We start from the raw sequence: 16,276 nt of genomic DNA, 5'->3' as shown, positions 1-16,276 counted from the left end.
GAGCGGCAGTACGTCGTGTACGGGCCGCGCGGAGGAAGTCACTACGGCTGCCTCTGGTTCTGCGGCCGGGGAGCCGGCGATTCTCCAGACAGGGGTGGAATTGGAATTGGGTCGCAGCCGCAGTATGACTGTGGGCAAGAATTGCGGCCACGGATCTTTTTTGCGGGGACCTATGAGTCACCGGATCGATGCATGCACAGTCGTCCGGACGCGAGAATTCATGCCAAGGACGATGCTGCTGGGCAGACAGAGCTTGCACGGCCGACCCACCCCTGCACAGGGGAAGGATTCATCCTGGGAAAAAACCTTCCCCCCTTCAGGATCAAGTGCCTGGGTACGATAACCGATGGCTCTGCGCGAGAAATCCATTGAGCCTCGCCACCTCACATCGCGAGAAGTCAGGAAACAGCCGGATGAAAGTCATTGGACTGCGCGAGTTCGGAGGACCGGAAGTGCTGCAATCTTTCGAACTCCCCGACTCGCACCCTGGAGCCGAGGAGGTGCGACTCCGTGTTCACGCCGCCGGAGTCAATCCCGTGGACGCAATGGTCAGGTCCGGGCAGCTGGAGCAGATGTACACGGGCCTCACGCCGCCCTTCGTCCCCGGGATGGAGGTCGCAGGTACCGTCGAAGAGGTGGGCAGCGATGTCGACCCTCGCTGGGGCCTGGTGCCGGGCGAACACGTCGTGGGATTCGTCGACAACGTCGGAAGGCACGGCGGCTACAGCGAATATCTCGCCCTGCCCGCGCGGTCCGTGGCCATCGCTCCCTCGAATGCCTCCGCCGCCGAGACGGCCGGTTTCCTCAACAATGCGCTCACCGCTCACAACGTGCTCGACGCATTTCGGCTGCCAGAAGGCGCCACGCTCTTGGTGACAGGCGCTGCCGGATCGGTCGGCGGATACCTCGTGGAACTCGGTGCCGCGGCGGGCCTTCGTGTCGTGGCCGTCGCGGCAGAGGAAGATGCCGACCTCCTGGGCTCACTCGGCGCGCACGCGTTCATACCGCGCGGCCCCGACATCGCCCTCCGGGTACTCGACGAGCTCGGTACCCCGGTGGACGCGGTGGCTGATGCCGCCTTGCTGCACGAGCAGATCGCTCCCGCCGTGCGTGACGGCGGCCAGATCGGCATCCTGCGCTCTTGGGACGGCGATCCAGGGCGCGGAGTCAAGGTCAAGCACCTCAACGTGCGAGAACGACGGACGGACCGGGATGCGATCGTACGTCTGCGCGACCAGGTCGAAGACGGCACCATCACACTGCGCGCCGCAATGTCCTTCGATGCGGACGAGGCGGTTGCGGCCCATGCCCGGCTCGAGCAGGGCGGCCTGCGCGAACGAATCGTCCTCTCGTTCGACAACGAAGCGTGGTAGCCCGGCTCACCAGGCACCACTTCGCTCACCTGGAAGCCCTGAACACCGACGGCGCCTCCACCATCGGCCTTGCTCATTCACCGTTGCGAACCGGAGACGCCGGAAACCGACCGCACGCTCCGGGCGCCATGGGCCGCTGGAACGACGCAGGACTCCGCGACCGGCCGTCCTGCACTCGACATCGGCCGGCCGGTGCCGGCCTCGACAAGGAGAAACAATGCACACGCGAACGCTCGGGCGCGACCTGCGGGTCTCCGCCATCGGCCTCGGCGCCATGGGCATGTCCCAGAGTTACGGGCCGAACCCCGGTGACCGGAGCGACATGATCGCTGTACTGCGTGGCGCCGTCGACCGCGGGATCACCTTCTTCGACACCGCGGAGGTGTACGGCCCTTACGTCAACGAGGAGCTTGTCGGCGAGGCCCTCGCTCCGGTGCGTGACCAGGTCGTGATCGCCACCAAGTTCGGATTCCGCATCGAGAACGGCGCCCCCGCCGGACTCAACAGTCGGCCCGAGCAGATCCGTGCCGTCGCCGCGGCCTCCCTGAAACGGCTCGGGGTCGAGAGGCTGGACCTGTTCTACCAGCATCGCGTTGATCCGGCGGTGCCCATCGAGGAGGTCGCCGGCACGGTGGGTGAGCTCGTGCAGGAGGGCAAGGTCCGCTGCTTCGGGCTCTCGGAAGCCAGTGCGGAGACCATCCGCCGCGCACACTCGGTCCACCCCGTGACCGCGGTGCAAAGCGAGTACTCGCTGTGGACGAGGGATCCCGAGCCGGAGGTCCTGCCGACGTGCGCGGCGCTCGGGATCGGATTCGTGCCCTTCAGCCCGCTCGGCAAGGGATTCCTGACCGGCACGGTGGACGCGTCGACCTCGTTCGTGACCGGTGACGTCCGCACGAACATTCCACGATTCACGGCCGAGAACCGGGCGGCGAACCAGGCTCTCGTCGAACACATCACCACCCTCGCGGAAACCAAGAGCGCCACACCCGGGCAGGTCGCACTTGCCTGGCTGCTCGCACAGGATCCGTGGATCGTTCCGATTCCGGGCACACGACACATCGCGCGAATCGACGAGAACTCCGGCGCCACCAAGCTGCCGTTGTCTCCCGACGAACTGGCGGACCTCAACGAACTCGCCGGCCGGGTCGGGGTTCAGGGAGACCGTTACAACGAGCACCACATGTCGCTGGTCGACAAGTAACGGACGACGGCGGTACTCCGCGACCGGTCCGAAGAGCCTGCTGGTGGGCTACTCGCCGCGAAGCCGAGCCTCTTTCAGGTGTCAGGTGTCAGGTGTCAGGTGTCAGGTGTCAGGTGTCAGGTGCACGATAGCGACCTACTGACCTGGGCTTTCACCCGGAAGGGTCCTGTCGCTCGGCCTGATCATGGCTGGGCCGGGCTGTGCTCTCGTGTTGCTCCTGCGCCCGCGCCTCCGCAGCGATCTCGGATCGACCGTCACCGTCACCGTCGGCTCCGGCGCCCGGTGGTCCTGCGGCGGTCGTCGAACACCGGCGGGCGACGCCCCCCTCTCCCCCGGCATGGTGAGCACGGCCCCACCGGCCGCGGCATGGTGAGCACGGCCCCACCGGCCGCGGCATGGTGAGCACGGCCCCACCGGCCGCGGCATTCCTCACGGCCGGTGCTCATCGCGCGATCCGCTGGTGGGCGAAGCGACCCCCGGTGTTATTCAATGAGGTGTGCGGTCAGGGATCTCGGGGCCCCGTCGCACGGGTCCGAGTACGGCCCCGGCCCTGTGCCGGGGATTGCCGAGAGAGCCGCATGGACTCCACGCCGTCGCCCTCGTCCTCATCGCCGTTCGACCTGGTCAGCAGCGCCCTGGGGCGCTACGGTTCGCGCGGCGGTGCGGCAGCGACCGCCGGTCCTGACAGCGCGCAGGGCGAGCGCACCACCGGCCGACGCGCAGCCGAGAGCCCCGCAGTCGACCGTCACGATCAGATTCTCGGCGTGGTGAACCTGGACAGGGATCTGAGGATCACCCGCTGCAACCTGGACGCCGCCGTGTTCGCGGGGCTGGACGCCGTGGCCGGGAGCCCTTTCGCCGATCTCCTGCCTCCCGGGGACGTACCGACGGTCACGCGGCGACTGCGGCAGGTCCTGGAGATCGGTGAGGCACATGTCGCCCGGATCCAGCGCCTGCGGCGCGCCGACGGGTCGGAGCTGGTGGTCTCGCTGAGCATCCTGCCCGCCGCGGCACCTCAGGAGGGCCTGACCGTCTCCCTGATCGCCATGGCCAGGAGGCTGCACCTGTACGCCGCCGAGACCGCGATCGGCACCTCGCTGGACATCGGCGAGACCGCGCAGTCGCTGGCGGAGTCCCTGTTGGCCTGGGGAGACGTGGCCGCCGTCGACCTCGACTTCGCCGTGTGGACGGGCGAGGGAGTCACCGAGCAGGCGCAGGGGCGCATCCGGCTGCGGCGGGCAGCCCTGGTGCCGGACCGGGCGTGGCCCGAGGGCTATGTGACTCCGGGCGGCGATCTTCCGAGCGACGCGAGTCGTCTGCTGGCGCAGGCGGTACTGCGGGACGATGCCCCGCAGGCCATCGTCCTACCCGACCGGAAGGCGATCGAGCGGCTGCTCGGCAGTCCGCGAGTGATCCGCGCCCTGGTGCCCGGTGACCGGTCGGCGAGTGTGGCGTGCATGCCACTGGTCCTGGACAGCGCGCCGCCCGTCGTACTGGGCGTCGCGGAGGTCTGGCGGCGGGCGGACCGCCCCTTCCGCGACGGCGAGTTGTTCGACCTCCAGGAACTGGTGGACAGGACCGCCCATCACGTCGACCTGGCCCGTCAGCACCAGCGCGAACACACGCAGGTGCTGGCGTTGCAGCGCCGGCTGCTGCCCCGGACGGGCGGCCACACGATAGAGATCGCCAGCGTCTACCAGCCCGCCACCCCCGACAGCGCGGGCGTCGGCGGCGACTGGGTGAACAGCTTTCCGCTGCCGGACGGCCGTACCGCGCTGGTGGTCGGTGACGTCGTCGGGCACGGCCTGGGAGCCGCGGCGACCATGGGCCAGCTGAGCATGGAGGCCCGCGCGCTGCTGTCCGCGGGACTGGCACCGGACGAAGTGCTCGAACACCTGGACGAGACCGTGACGCTGCTGGACGACGCGGAGTCCGGGCTGGCGGCCGGCTACAGCGCCCTCGGCTCCACCTGCTGCATCGCCCTCTACGACCCGGTCAGCCACCACGTGACGCTGGCCAGCGCCGGCCATCTCCCGCCGGTCCTGGTGCTTCCCGACGGACACGCGGGCCCGCTCGCGGTCCGCCCACACCCCGGCCTGGGCGCCGAGTTCGCACTGCGGGAACCGTTCGACGTGCACACGTTCCACGCTCCCCCGGGCTCCCTGCTCGCCCTCTACACCGACGGCCTGGTGGAGGATCCGGCCCTGTCGATCGACGAGGGCATCGACAGGCTGGCGGACACCGTGGCCACGGTGCACCCCTGGGACACCCTCCAGCAGGCCGCACGGCACGTCGTCTCCACGCTGGCGCCGGTGCGCCAGCGCGACGATGTGACCCTGCTGCTCGCGCGCATGATCGGCTACCGCAAGGGGGACACCGCGACCTGGCGGCTGCCCGCCCGCGACGACGCGCCTGCCCGTGCCCGCGCGCACGTCTCCGCGCTGCTGCGGCAATGGGACAGCAGGAGCGACACCCGGGACGACGTGACCCTGCTGGTCAGCGAGCTGGTCACGAACGCGGTGCGCTTTGCCGCCGGTCCCGTGACGGTACGACTGATCAGGGCGGGTCACGGCCTGCTGTGCGAGGTGGGCGACAGCGGCAACGGCAGGCCACGTCTGGGCCGGGGCGACCTCCTCGGCGACGCCGGGCGTGGCCTGCACATCGTGCACCGGCTCACCACCCGGTGGGGGGTGCGGTGGACGGACACCGGCAAGGTGGTCTGGGCGGAAGTCGCAAGGTGACACGGCTGCGAGTACGGGACGCGGCCCAGGTGCGCGAGCGCGGCACGTGCTCGCTCTACAGCCACTCACCTTCCAGGGCGGTGGCGGTGAGGCCCGGTGCCGCCGCGTACAGGACGGCACGACTGCCCGACTTCTGCCCGGCGTCGTGCGCCCGCCGCAGGATGTCGAACACGGCGGCGCCTCCACGGTTGCCGCTGGTGTAGCTGTCCCGGCTGTAGTCCAGCAGCCCCGACGGCCAGGCGTCGGGCATCGTCTGCTCCATGTACTCCAGCACCCGGGTCCCGCCGGGGTGCGCGAGCAGCACGTCGGGGTGCCAGGAGTCGGGGTCGTCCTGGTAGCGGACGCGCAGCCACTCCCACATCGCGGTGACCGTCTCCTGCACGGCGCGCGGCCCCCGCCGGTCCATCACGAAGTGGGTGCCGTCCGCCCGCGTGTCCAGACGGTGCAGGTCCCGGGTGCCGGGCAGGGTGTGGTGCCAGGCGGCGTCCAGCCGCAGCACCGACTCGCTTCTCGGGCGGCCCGTGACCACCGCGGCGACCGCGGTGTCCGCGAACAACAACCGGACGATCAGGGATTCGATGGTGTCGTCCGCGGGCTGGTAGGTCGTGCTCAGCGCCTCCGCGATCACGACCAGGACCACCCGGTCGGGGTCCGCGGCCACAAGATCCGCCGCCAGGGCCAGGGAGCGGGTCCCCGCGACACAGGCCCACTGCGTGGCCGGCAGCAGCATCACGTCGTTGCGGAGATCGAGCTTGTTGGCCAGGGAGACGTCCAGACCCGGCAGCGCCGGGGTGGTGGAGTGACTGGTGATCAGGCAGTCGATGTCCGAGGCGTCCAGCCCGGCGATCTGCAGGGCACCACGCGCCGCCCGCTCCCCGTAGGACTGCACGGCCTCCCAGGCCGGCCCGGTGCGCTCCTGGACGGTCTGCGGCGCGGGTATCGCTTCGAGGGCGGCGATCACGCGGTCCACGTCCTGCCGGCTGAACCCGTCGCGTGCCAGCGCCTCTTGGGCGGGCCCGGTGCCGACATCCCGCAGGCCGCCGCCGTTGCCGGGCGCGAGGGCGGTCTCCAGCGGCAGCATCCACCCGCGGGTCTCGATGCCCGTACTGGCCGCGATGCCGTCGACCCGCGGCGCCCACGCCGCGTGCGGATGCCGGTCGCCCACCTCCGCAACGATCTGGCTGGTCTCCACGGCGTGCTCGCCGTGTATCACGGCAGGGGGACAGAGGTAAGCGGCCATGATGGGCACCTTTCCGAGGGAACGAGGAGAAACGTCACGAGGGCTGCGCCATGGGGCACTTTGGAACTTCGCACCCATGCCGATGGGCTCCCTTCCGGGAGTCGCTGTCGCCATCGAGCATGGACGCTAAATGGACATTTCCGCTGTGATTCAGACAACTTGGGCGGCCCTTGGTGGCGTGATACGGCACACATCGCTCAAACAGGGGCCCTCGGAGCGGTTCCACCGATCTCGCCTGAGCCGCCGTCAGCCAGGGAGGCCGGAGGCCGGTCGGACTTCTGATGTAGCCACACGGCGCCCGGTGCAGGCGGGTGCGCCGCTCCGGGCGGCGACGGGCCGTGAGAGCAGGGTCCGGTATGTGGTCGGGCCCGCGAGAAACGATCTCGGACGCGGAGCCGTGCTCGTCCGACCCGACGGCACGGTCGCCTGGGCAGGTGATCGCGCCCCCGACCGCGAAGCGTTCACACGGGCCGTCGGCCGTTGGTCCGGCAGTCCGGCAGTCCGGCAGTCCGGCAGTCCGAAGAACTTCCGCCACAGCGCGGCCGGCTCGACTATCGGACCGTCAACTTCCATTTAGCTGACTCGACTTGCCGGATTGTGTAAACCCAGCCGGGGTACGCGGACGGGCGAATCCGCACGGAAGGAGCCGGCAACCGTGGAACGTGTCAACGCCTTTCTGGGCAAACACCTGTGGCTGCAGTTCGTGCTGTCGATCCTGTGTGCCAGCGCCCTGGTCATGCTCCTGTACCCAGGGCGCTCGGCTCTCTCGGTCGTGCTGCGCACCGCCTTCGTCTCCATCGGTGGCATCGTCGTCGTGCTCGTCGTGCGCCGCCGGGAGAGGCGAGCGGCCGGCGGTAGCACGAACGGCCTCGTCTCGCTGGACGGGAAGCTACGCAAGGGTGAGGTACCCGTCGACCCGGCCGAGCGCGAGGCGATGCGCTCTCTGGTCGCACAGCGTCTGCACCGCACGCGTCACCGTGTGGCGGCCCTGGTGTTCCTCGCGGTCCTCTTCTGTACCGTGACGGCCCTGGTGGCCCTCACCTCGGGCCCCCGGCAGACGATCGGCTTCGCCCTGCTCACCGTGGTCTTCCTCGCCTGGAGTGTCGGCAACGGCAACCTCCAGCATCGACGTCTGCGCGCCATGCAGGCGTCCCTCGACGGCGAGGACGTCCCGGCTCACGCTCACCACACCGCACACCGCCAAGGAGGGGACGCATGACACCGCGGGAGGCGCCCGGCCAATCCGGACTCGGCGATCTGGAGCCCGGCACCAGGCAACGTGCTCAGCTGCGGACCCGCATCTCCGGCATCGCGTGGACGGCTCTCTGTGTCGTCCTGGCTCTCTGGGCTGCCTGGAGCTTCGTCGGCGCCGTACGGGACGAGGCGACGTGGGCGCACGGCATAGCGGCCTGGATCCTCCTGGCTGTCGCGCTGTCGCTGCGCGTCCTCTCCGTCCGCCGCCGGACCCGCCTGTGAGCGGGCGCTGCTCACACCCTTGCGAGCAGCGCTCCCGGCCGGTGCGGGCGTCGGTCACCCGTCATCCGTTGTCGGGACGCTCGATGCCAGGTATGCACGGAACGTCAAACCCACGCTTCGCGCCGCAGGCCGGCGAAGTACCCGACACTGCCTGACACCGTCCGACACCGCCTGTCAGGCGTCGACGACCGCTGTCAGCGTGCTGTCCGCGGACTGTCAGCAAGGCCCGGCATCGTCATGGTCATCGAGAACGACGAAGACCTGACGAGGAGTTGTCGATCATGACATATGCGATCCGGGCCGAGGGACTGGTCAAGAAGTACGGCGATTTCACCGCCCTGGACGGTGTCGACCTGGAGGTCCCGGCCGGCAAGGTCGTCGGCGTCCTGGGTCCCAACGGCGCCGGCAAGACCACCACCGTGCGCATCCTGGCCACGCTGATGCGCCCCGACGGCGGACACGCCACCGTCGGCGGCCACGACATCGTCAAGGACCCGGTCAAGGTCCGGCAGCTGATCGGGCTGACCGGTCAGTACGCCTCCGTGGACGAGAGCCTGTCCGGCGCCGAGAACCTGGTGCTCATCGGGCGGCTGCTCGGCCTGTCCCGGCGCGATGCCAAGGCGAGGGCCGCCACGCTCCTGGAGAACTTCTCCCTCGCCGAGGCGGCCCGCAAGCCGATCGCCACCTTCTCCGGCGGGATGCGACGGCGTCTGGACCTGGCCGCCTCCCTGGTCGGCCGGCCCCAGGTGCTCTACCTGGACGAGCCCACCACCGGCCTGGACCCGCACGCCCGGCAGGAAGTCTGGGAGGTGGTACGGCAGTTGGTCGCCGATGGCTCCACGGTGCTGCTCACCACCCAGTACCTGGAGGAGGCCGACCAACTCGCCGACTCCATCACCGTTTTCGACAAGGGCCGCAAGGTCGCCGAAGGCCGCCCCGGTGAGCTCAAGCGCCGCGTGGGCGGCCAGATCCTCCAGGTCCGGCCCACCGTGGCCGCCGATGTGCCGCAGGTCGCCGCGATGCTCGCCGAGCTGACCGGACATGCCCCCGCCCGGGACTCCGGCGTACTCACCGTGCCGGCCGACGACCCGATGATCGTCGCCGCGGTCGCGCGCCGCCTGGACGGCGTCGGCATCACCGCCGACGAACTCGGCCTGCGGCTGCCCAGCTTGGACGAGGTCTTCCTCGCCCTGACCGGACACGCGCCCGCCGTCACCGGCGATCGGCCCGTCGCCGTCTGAGCCCCCGGCTCCCCCGGCTCCCCCGGCTCCCCCGGCTCCGTACAGACTTTCCCGAGAGGACCCCGTCATGAGCACCCAGCCCCTCCTCGTCCACGCCGAACTCGCCGGCCGTGTCGGCCTCGCGCAGACCGCCCGGCACAGCCTCGCCCTCGCCGGCCGCGGCGTCACCAGGTTCATGAAGTCGCCGATCCAACTGGTCGACGTGATCCTCACCCCGATCATCAGCCTGCTGATGTTCATCTACCTCTTCGGGGAAGCCATGTCCGGCGGTGACACCGACCGCTACCTTCAGCTCGTCACTCCCGGCGTCATGGTCATGGCCGTCTTCCAGGCCAGCGTCGGCATCGGTGCCTCGCTCTGCGCGGACGCCAGTACGGGGATCTTCGACCGGTTCCGCAGCATGCCGATCGCCCGCTCCAGCCCGCTGATCGGCGCCGTCCTCGCCGACATCGTCCGCTATGTCGTCTGCCTGGGCACCCTGGTCGCCCTCGCCCTGGTCATGGGTTACCGCGTCGAGACCGGCCCGGTCGCCTCGCTCGCCGCGCTCGCCCTGCTCGTCGGCTTCGCCCTCAGCTTCTCCTGGATCTCGGTGTACCTCGGGATGCTGATCAAGAACCCCGCCTCCGTACAGGGCCTCATGACCATCCTGATCCTGCCGCTCACCTTCGCCAGCAACGTCTTCGTCCCCCGGGACGACATGGCCGACTGGCTCCAGGCCTGGTCCGACGTCAACCCCGTCTCCCTGGTGGCCGACACGGTCCGCGGCCTGCTCAACGGCGGCCCCGTCGCCGGTTCCCTGGCCGGCACCTTCGCCTGGATGGCCGGCGTGATCGCCGTCTTCTTCCCGCTGGCCATGCGCGCCTACCGCAAGAACGCCGGATGATCCTCCGGTGACCGACCCGGCCGGGCGGGGTCCGCACCCACAGTGCGGACCCCGCCCTGCTGTCCGCATGACGACCGCGCGCCTCGTCAGTTCCGCGCCACCGCCCGCAAGGTCTCCGCCTCCAGCCACCGCAGCGCGGCCTCACGGGAGTACGCGGCCCCGTCCTCGTACGCCTTCTCGAAGCCGTCCTCGCCCAGCGTCGCCACGATGCGGTCGATCAGCTCGCGCCACTCGGGCTCGCCCCGGTCGAAGGCGCCGCGCATCACCTGGCTCATGCCGAGCGACCTGGCGCCCTCTTCCGGAGCGCCCTCCAATGCCCTGAGCCCGCCGAGCAGTTCGGCCACCCAGGCGAGCGCCGCGCCCGCCCCCTGACCGAACAGGGCGCCGGCCGCCTCGGGCAGCAGGGCCCTGGCCCGCACCGCGTCCCCCTCTGCGAGACGATTCTCGACACGGGTGCTGACGATCAGGTCGCGGGCCAGTTCCCTGAGGGAGGGGCGCCGGGCGCTCAGCGCCTCGAGACGGTCGAGGGTCGCGTCGGACTGCGCCAGGTCACCGGCCCTGCGGTACACATTGGCCAGGCCCACGAGGATGTTGGCCTCCAGGCGCAGCTGTCCGTGCTCGCGGGCCTGCCGGTGGGCGGCGCGCAGATCACGTAAGGCGCCTGCCAGGTCGCCGCTGCGCCGCCGTTCGCGGGCGAGCCGGGCCTTGCTGAGGTAGAGGTAGTCCTCGGTGCCGAGTTCGGAGCTGAGTGCCACGGTTCGTTCGAAGGTGGCGATCGCCTGGGGGTATTCGCCGCGCAGGGAGTGGTCGCGGCCGATCGGGAGCAGGCTCATCACGAGCCCCCAGCGGTCGCCCACCTCCTCGAAGCCGCGCAGGGCCTCGATCCGGGACTCTGCGCCGGTGATCAGATCACCCTGTTCGGTGAGGGCGAAGTCCCGCGCCAGGTGAGCGCTGGCGCGCACCCAGGGATCGGGCGAGTCGAGAGCACTCCGGTCCGCGGTTCCGGCCGGCCCCGACGCCCCGGCTGGGAAGGAGACCTGGGACATCCGCAGGAGGAGTGCGGCCGGGTGGAACTCCCGCGCCGTCGCCGACTCACCCCCGACGGCCGGACGTTCACCGACCCCTACCTGTACGGAATCCCGTGCCCGTACGGCTTCCTGTGCCTCTGTGGCATCCGGCCCAGTGACCTCCGCCCGATACGTGTCGAGCAGGGTGCCCATCCCCCTGATCCCCCAGTACCAGAACATCGCCCCGGCGAAGCGTGCGGCCAGGCTCGCGTCCCGAGCGTCGCCGACCAGGCGGAGCGCGAGGACGAGGTTGTCGTGTTCGGCGTCGAAGACCTCGATCGCACGCAGCTGTTCGCCCGTACGGAGGCGGGGTTCGTGTTCTTCCGCGAGGGCCAGGAAGTACGCGGCATAGCGCTTGGTGAGGGCGTCCCCGGATTCGGCGTCGGCAAGCTGCCTCGCGGCGTACGCGCGTACCGTCTCGAGCATGCGGTAGCGCGGCTCGCCCACCCCGTCGTCAGGATGGTCGACCAGTGATTTCTCGACCAGGGCGTCCAGGACGTACGGGATGTCGGCCGCCGGGAGCGACGGGTCGGCGCACACGGCTTCGAGCGCCGAGACGGTCGCGCCGCCCGGGAACGCCGACAGTCTGCGGGCGAGGATCCGCTCGGGTTCGTCGAGCAGGTCCCAGCTCCACTCGACGAGCGCGAGCAGGGTGCGCTGGCGGGGCAGGGCGGTGCGGCTGCCCGAGGCGAGGAGGCGGAAGCGGTCGTCGAGGCGACGCGCGATCTGCTCGACGCTCATCGAGCGGAGCTTCGCCGCGGCCAGCTCGAGGGCCAGTGGCATGCCGTCGAGCCGTCGGCAGACCTCGACCACGGCGTCGAGGGTCATGTCGTCGAGCGTGAAGTCCGGCCGGACTCCGGCGGCCCGCTCGACGAAGAGGCGGACGGCTGGCGACTGCGCGGCCTCGGCGGGCTCCGGCGATCCCGTCGGTACGTCGAGGGGGCCGAGGTGGCACAGGGATTCGCCGGTGATGGCGAGGGCCTCGCGGCTGGTGGCGAGGATCCGCAACTCCGGCAGTTGATACAGGAGTTCGGCGGCGAGTTCCGCGGCCGCGTCGACGAGGTGCTCGCAGTTGTCGAGCAGGAGCAGGGCGTCGCCACTGCCGAGGAGGCCGGCCACACGCTCGACCGGGGTGTCCCGCTGCCCCTGGCCGGCGTCGTAGAGGCGACCGTCGGTCGAGCTGAGGGCGCCGAGCACCGCGTCGGCCAGCTGGTCCGGTGCGCTCACCCCGGCGAGCGGCACGAACCAGACCCGGCCGCGCGCGTGGGCGCTGTCCCTGGTGGCCGCTTCGAAGGAGAGGCGGGTCTTGCCCGCGCCACCGGGGCCGACGATGGTGACGAGCCGGCTGTGGGCCAACTGCCGGCCGAGTCGGCTCAGTTCCTCGTCACGGCCGACGAAGCTGGTCAGCCTGCCTGGAAGGCGGCTGGTGGCTGCCTCGGCCCGCTCGGCGGGCGTCTCCAACTCGCCTCGCAGCAGGGCCAGATGGATCTCCCGCAGCTCGGCCGAGGGGACGACGCCGAGTTCGTCGTCGAGCCGCTCACGTATCGCCTCGTACACCGCGAGGGCATCGGACTGCCGTCCGGCCGCGGACAGCGCGCGCAGCCGCAGCCCGGCGACCCGCTCGCTCAACGGCCGCTCGGCACCGGCCGCTTCGAGGTCCGCCAGCACCTCTCCGTATCGTCCGAGCCGTAGCTCGGCATCGCAGCGGTCCTCGGCCGCGGCGGTCCGCAGATCGTCGAGCCGGGTCGCGACAGGCCCGGCGAACGGAGCGTCCAGCACATCGGCGAGCGCCGCGCCCTGCCACAGCCCGAGCGCCGTTCCGAACAGCGAGGCCGCCTCGCCGGCCCGCCCGGCCGCGAGTTCCCGCCTGCCCCGGGCGGTCAGATCCTCGAAGCGGTGGACGTCCACGTCCTCGGCCCGCACCGAGAGCCGGTAGCCGCCGGACGCGGACTCCACCGACGCGGACCCGCGCAGCGCCCTGCGCAGCCGGGACACCAGCGCCTGCAGCGCGTTGGCCGCGTCGGCGGGCGGCTCCTCCCCCCACAGGCCGTCGACGAGGGAGTCGACCGACACCGTCCGGCCCTCTTCGAGGGCGAGCCTGGCGAGCAGCATCCGCAGCCGGACGCCACCCACCCCGACCGGCGTCACATCGTCGGCGTACACCTGGATCGGTCCAAGCAGCACTACGCGCACCACGGCGGTCTCCCCCTCCGGACCGACCCGCTCCTGCGGTGTCGATCATCCCTCCAACGCCGGGTCAGCATCACCCAACTGGCGCCCCCAGTAAAGCGAAGGCGCACCGTGCAGCCGCGCGGACGGGCCGGGTCGGGTCGGTCGCCCCCCCCCCATCGAGGCGACGGCCTCCACGCCCTCGGATCACCGGCTCGGCTCGTGCGCGGCTGCCGTCAAAGGCTCAGCAGCAGATCCCGGACCGCGGCGGGCCGGGACAGGAACGGGTGGTGGCCGGCGTCGGGTTCGACGACACTGCCGGCCCGGCGGGCGAACTCTGACGGTCTCCGCGTTCAGCGAGTATGCGGTCGTCGTCGCTCCGGTCCCGCCCTGCTCGAACGCGGCTTCATTACCGCCGAGGCCGTCGAGGTCCTGCGGACGGCGAACTGGACCCCCATTGACCCATGCCCGTTCATGGCGGCCACCCCGTGATGGTCCCGGGCGCCGGCGCTCTCGACGCCCGTCGGGTTCAGGCGACGAAGCGGGGGCGCCCGGCGGGCGTGGAAGGGACGCCGAGGCGTTCGAGCAGCAGTCCTTCACGGGTGGACCAGGGGCAGATCTCGACGCTCTTGACCCCGCAGGCCTCCATGAGGACCTGTGCGATCAGGGCTCCGGCCAGGGACTGTTCGGCGCGGTGCCGGGAGATGCCCGGCAGCTTGGCACGACGGGACGGTCCCGCGTCGGCCAACAGGGAGACGGATGTGCGCAGTTGAGGCAGCGCCAGTCGCCGTCCGGCTCGCGGCGCCTTGCTCCGGGCGGCGGCGAGCCGGGCGAGCTGTTCGAAGGTCTTGGAGCAGGCCAGTACTCGCCCGCCCGGTTCGGCCTGCGGCAGGCCTGGGAGACTTTCCAGGGACCGGCGCAGGTGCTGCCGGATCTCGGCCAGGCGGCGCTGGGACGGCGCGGTGCCGCCGGGAAGCCAGTCCCGGGTGATCCTGCGGGCGCCCAGCGGCAGCGAGTGGACGACGCCGGGCTGCTCTCCGCTGCCGGAGGCGATCTCCACGGTGCCGCCCCCGATGTCCAGGACCAGCAGCTGTCCGGCCGTCGGGCCTGCCCATCGACGGGCGGCCACGTAGGCCAGCCGCGCCTCCTCCTCGCCGGCCAGCACGCGCAGCCGGGTGCCCGTGGTCCGTGCCACGCGCGCGATGATCTCGTCGCAGTTGGGCGCGTCCCGGATGACGGAGGTCGCGAACGCGAACACGTCCTGTCCGCGCAGCCGCGGGTCGGCGTCGACAGCCTCGGCCACGGCCCGCTCGACGCTCTTCACCCCGGCCTTGTCCAGCCGCCCCTTGCGGTCGAGGGTCTCGTGCAGGCTCAGGCGCACCTTGCGGGAGAACACCGGCTCCAGCTCCGCACCCGGGCGCCCCCGCACCACTGTCAGCAGAGCACTGTGGCACCCGACATCGAGCACACTCGCCTGCCGCATCCCATCGCCTCCTTCTGGCCTCGCGCCCGGCCGGACCGGCCTTCTCCGATCCTCCGACAGCCCCTTCGCCGGCGCGACGGGAATTCCGGCCCACCGCGTGAGCATACCGTCACCACCCGTGCATCCTCTGGCCCAGGCTGTCGTCGACGACCGGGTCCGGGTCCGGACGGCTCCTCACCCGGACCGCGGCCACCGCCCCGAGGGCCGCCGAAATGAGCGCGCGGGACTGACGTCCGGGCGCCGGGAATCCGCGTCGCCGCGCACGGCTCCGGCTCCGGCTCCGGCTCCGGCTCCGGCTCCGGCTCCGGCTCCGGGGTCAGCATCACGGCCGGCGCGGGCCGACGTTCTCGACCTGCACTTGGCAGGTTGCGTCAGCCGCTCGGTGCCCTGCCGGCATCGGGCCGTGGGGCGCTGTGCGATGTCGGCCGTTCGTCGTGGCGCTCCGGTCGCCACGGCTCACCGACGGCGTCCTCACCAGCGTGTCCGGAGCCAAGGGCTACACCAGCAACGAGTTCAGCTCCCCCGACGTCGGTACGACCCCGGTCTGGGTCGAGATCGACCTCGGGGCCGACACCGACCTCGACACCGTACGCCTCTTCCCCCGCACCGACACGCCCGCCGCCGGCGGCGGTACGGCAGGCTTCCCCGTCGACTTCACCGTCCAGACCCGTGCCGACGGCGCCACCACCTACACCACCGTCCGCACCGTCACCGCCGAGCCCGACCCGGCCGGGCTCCCGCAGACGTACGGCTTCAGGACCACCACCGCCCGCGATGTGCGCCTGCAGGCCACCAAGCTCGGCCTGCCTCCCACCGACGAGACCACCAAGTACCGCCTCCAGCTCGCCGAGCTCACCGTCCCCGTGGCCTCCACCACCGTCACCAGCAACTACACACTGGAGAACGGCGACTGGGGCAAGACCCGGGTGCTGGACGGCACGGTCGTCAGCGTGACCGGGGCCAAGGGCTACACCAGCGTCGACTTCGACTCCGCCGACATCAGCGCGACGCCGGTCTGGGTCGAGATCGACCTCGGCGCCGACCGGGCGATCGGCTCCGTCACCCTCCACCCCCGTACCGACACCACCACGACCGGCGGCGACACCGCCGGATTCCCCGTCGACTTCACCCTCCAGACCCGCGCCGACGGCGCCACCGCCTACACCACCGCCCGCACCGTCACCGGCCAGGTCAACCCCGACGGTGCCGCCCAGACCTACACCCACACCTCCACCACCGGCCGCCACCTCCGGCTCCGAGCGAGCAGGCTCGGCACGCCCGCCTCGGATGAAAGGACCCGCTACCGCCTCCAACTCGCCGAAATCCGCATTCGGTAGAACCAGGCGACAGGCGCCGCCACTTCACCGGTTCTTCTCCTCGTACGGGCACGCGAGAACAC

12 protein-coding genes are annotated in these 16,276 nt (G+C 71.0%); 9 read left to right on the top strand and 3 right to left on the bottom strand.

Going from position 1 to position 16,276, the window contains the following annotated elements; translation table 11 throughout:
• The first annotated feature begins 413 nt into the window (after positions 1-413).
• From OG736_RS41535 to OG736_RS41525, 3 genes are all read left to right on the top strand, one after another.
• Positions 414-1,373 carry an NADP-dependent oxidoreductase gene (locus OG736_RS41535; RefSeq protein ID WP_327187070.1) on the top strand — a complete coding sequence of 320 codons (960 nt, stop codon included), beginning with the start codon at positions 414-416 and terminating at the stop codon, positions 1,371-1,373.
• Positions 1,374-1,590: 217 nt separating this feature from the next.
• A complete protein-coding gene (locus tag OG736_RS41530) occupies positions 1,591-2,577 on the top strand; it encodes an aldo/keto reductase (protein WP_327187069.1) in 987 nt (328 codons plus the stop codon).
• Between the two features lie 578 nt (positions 2,578-3,155).
• Entirely contained in the window at positions 3,156-5,318 is a 2,163-nt protein-coding gene (locus OG736_RS41525) for an ATP-binding SpoIIE family protein phosphatase (protein ID WP_327187068.1), read from the top strand.
• Between the two features lie 55 nt (positions 5,319-5,373).
• On the opposite strand, the gene OG736_RS41520 is transcribed toward OG736_RS41525, so the two are convergent.
• Positions 5,374-6,558, bottom strand: coding sequence for a type III polyketide synthase (locus OG736_RS41520; protein WP_327187067.1), 1,185 nt, complete (start codon positions 6,556-6,558; stop codon positions 5,374-5,376).
• Positions 6,559-6,688: 130 nt separating this feature from the next.
• On the opposite strand from OG736_RS41520, the gene OG736_RS47375 reads away from it, so the two are divergent.
• The 5 genes from OG736_RS47375 (at position 6,689) to OG736_RS41495 (ending at position 10,158) form a co-directional block, all read left to right on the top strand.
• Complete coding sequence (locus OG736_RS47375; RefSeq protein WP_442817136.1) at positions 6,689-7,135, top strand: aromatic-ring hydroxylase C-terminal domain-containing protein; 447 nt, start codon at positions 6,689-6,691, stop codon at positions 7,133-7,135.
• 78 nt (positions 7,136-7,213) lie between these two features.
• Positions 7,214-7,777 carry a hypothetical protein gene (locus OG736_RS41510; RefSeq protein ID WP_327187066.1) on the top strand — a complete coding sequence of 188 codons (564 nt, stop codon included), beginning with the start codon at positions 7,214-7,216 and terminating at the stop codon, positions 7,775-7,777.
• On the top strand, positions 7,774-8,034 hold the full coding sequence (locus tag OG736_RS41505; protein WP_327187065.1) for a hypothetical protein: 261 nt from the start codon (positions 7,774-7,776) through the stop codon (positions 8,032-8,034). The genes OG736_RS41510 and OG736_RS41505 overlap by 4 nt, the downstream gene beginning before the upstream one ends.
• A 281-nt stretch (positions 8,035-8,315) precedes the next feature.
• The gene (locus OG736_RS41500) at positions 8,316-9,275 is read left to right on the top strand and encodes an ATP-binding cassette domain-containing protein (protein WP_327187064.1); all 960 of its coding nucleotides are present in this window, start codon (positions 8,316-8,318) and stop codon (positions 9,273-9,275) included.
• Between the two features lie 67 nt (positions 9,276-9,342).
• Entirely contained in the window at positions 9,343-10,158 is an 816-nt protein-coding gene (locus tag OG736_RS41495; RefSeq protein WP_327187063.1) for an ABC transporter permease, read from the top strand.
• Positions 10,159-10,244: 86 nt separating this feature from the next.
• Here OG736_RS41495 and OG736_RS41490 read toward each other — a convergent pair whose 3' ends face one another.
• Both OG736_RS41490 and OG736_RS41485 read right to left on the bottom strand, forming a co-directional pair.
• On the bottom strand, positions 10,245-13,421 hold the full coding sequence (locus tag OG736_RS41490) for an AfsR/SARP family transcriptional regulator (RefSeq protein ID WP_327187062.1): 3,177 nt from the start codon (positions 13,419-13,421) through the stop codon (positions 10,245-10,247).
• A 502-nt stretch (positions 13,422-13,923) separates the two neighbouring features.
• Complete coding sequence (locus tag OG736_RS41485) at positions 13,924-14,877, bottom strand: Ppx/GppA phosphatase family protein (protein WP_327187061.1); 954 nt, start codon at positions 14,875-14,877, stop codon at positions 13,924-13,926.
• A 479-nt stretch (positions 14,878-15,356) separates the two neighbouring features.
• On the opposite strand from OG736_RS41485, the gene OG736_RS41480 reads away from it, so the two are divergent.
• The gene (locus OG736_RS41480) at positions 15,357-16,214 is read left to right on the top strand and encodes a discoidin domain-containing protein (protein ID WP_327187060.1); all 858 of its coding nucleotides are present in this window, start codon (positions 15,357-15,359) and stop codon (positions 16,212-16,214) included.
• The last annotated feature ends 62 nt before the right edge of the window (positions 16,215-16,276 follow it).

Source organism: Streptomyces sp. NBC_01334, assembly GCF_035983595.1.
In the GTDB taxonomy this organism is placed as follows: Bacteria; Actinomycetota; Actinomycetes; order Streptomycetales; family Streptomycetaceae; genus Streptomyces; species Streptomyces coriariae.
Note: the sequence above shows the minus strand (reverse complement) of the source record. Positions and strands in the feature narration are given on the sequence as shown.

Coding starts and splice junctions, on each gene's coding strand:
- OG736_RS41535 (WP_327187070.1), top strand. CDS start 414: ATGAAAGTCATTGGACTGCGCGAGTTCGGAGGACCGGAAGTGCTGCAA.
- OG736_RS41530 (WP_327187069.1), top strand. CDS start 1,591: ATGCACACGCGAACGCTCGGGCGCGACCTGCGGGTCTCCGCCATCGGC.
- OG736_RS41525 (WP_327187068.1), top strand. CDS start 3,156: ATGGACTCCACGCCGTCGCCCTCGTCCTCATCGCCGTTCGACCTGGTC.
- OG736_RS41520 (WP_327187067.1), bottom strand. CDS start 6,558: ATGGCCGCTTACCTCTGTCCCCCTGCCGTGATACACGGCGAGCACGCC.
- OG736_RS47375 (WP_442817136.1), top strand. CDS start 6,689: ATGGACATTTCCGCTGTGATTCAGACAACTTGGGCGGCCCTTGGTGGC.
- OG736_RS41505 (WP_327187065.1), top strand. CDS start 7,774: ATGACACCGCGGGAGGCGCCCGGCCAATCCGGACTCGGCGATCTGGAG.
- OG736_RS41500 (WP_327187064.1), top strand. CDS start 8,316: ATGACATATGCGATCCGGGCCGAGGGACTGGTCAAGAAGTACGGCGAT.
- OG736_RS41495 (WP_327187063.1), top strand. CDS start 9,343: ATGAGCACCCAGCCCCTCCTCGTCCACGCCGAACTCGCCGGCCGTGTC.
- OG736_RS41485 (WP_327187061.1), bottom strand. CDS start 14,877: ATGCGGCAGGCGAGTGTGCTCGATGTCGGGTGCCACAGTGCTCTGCTG.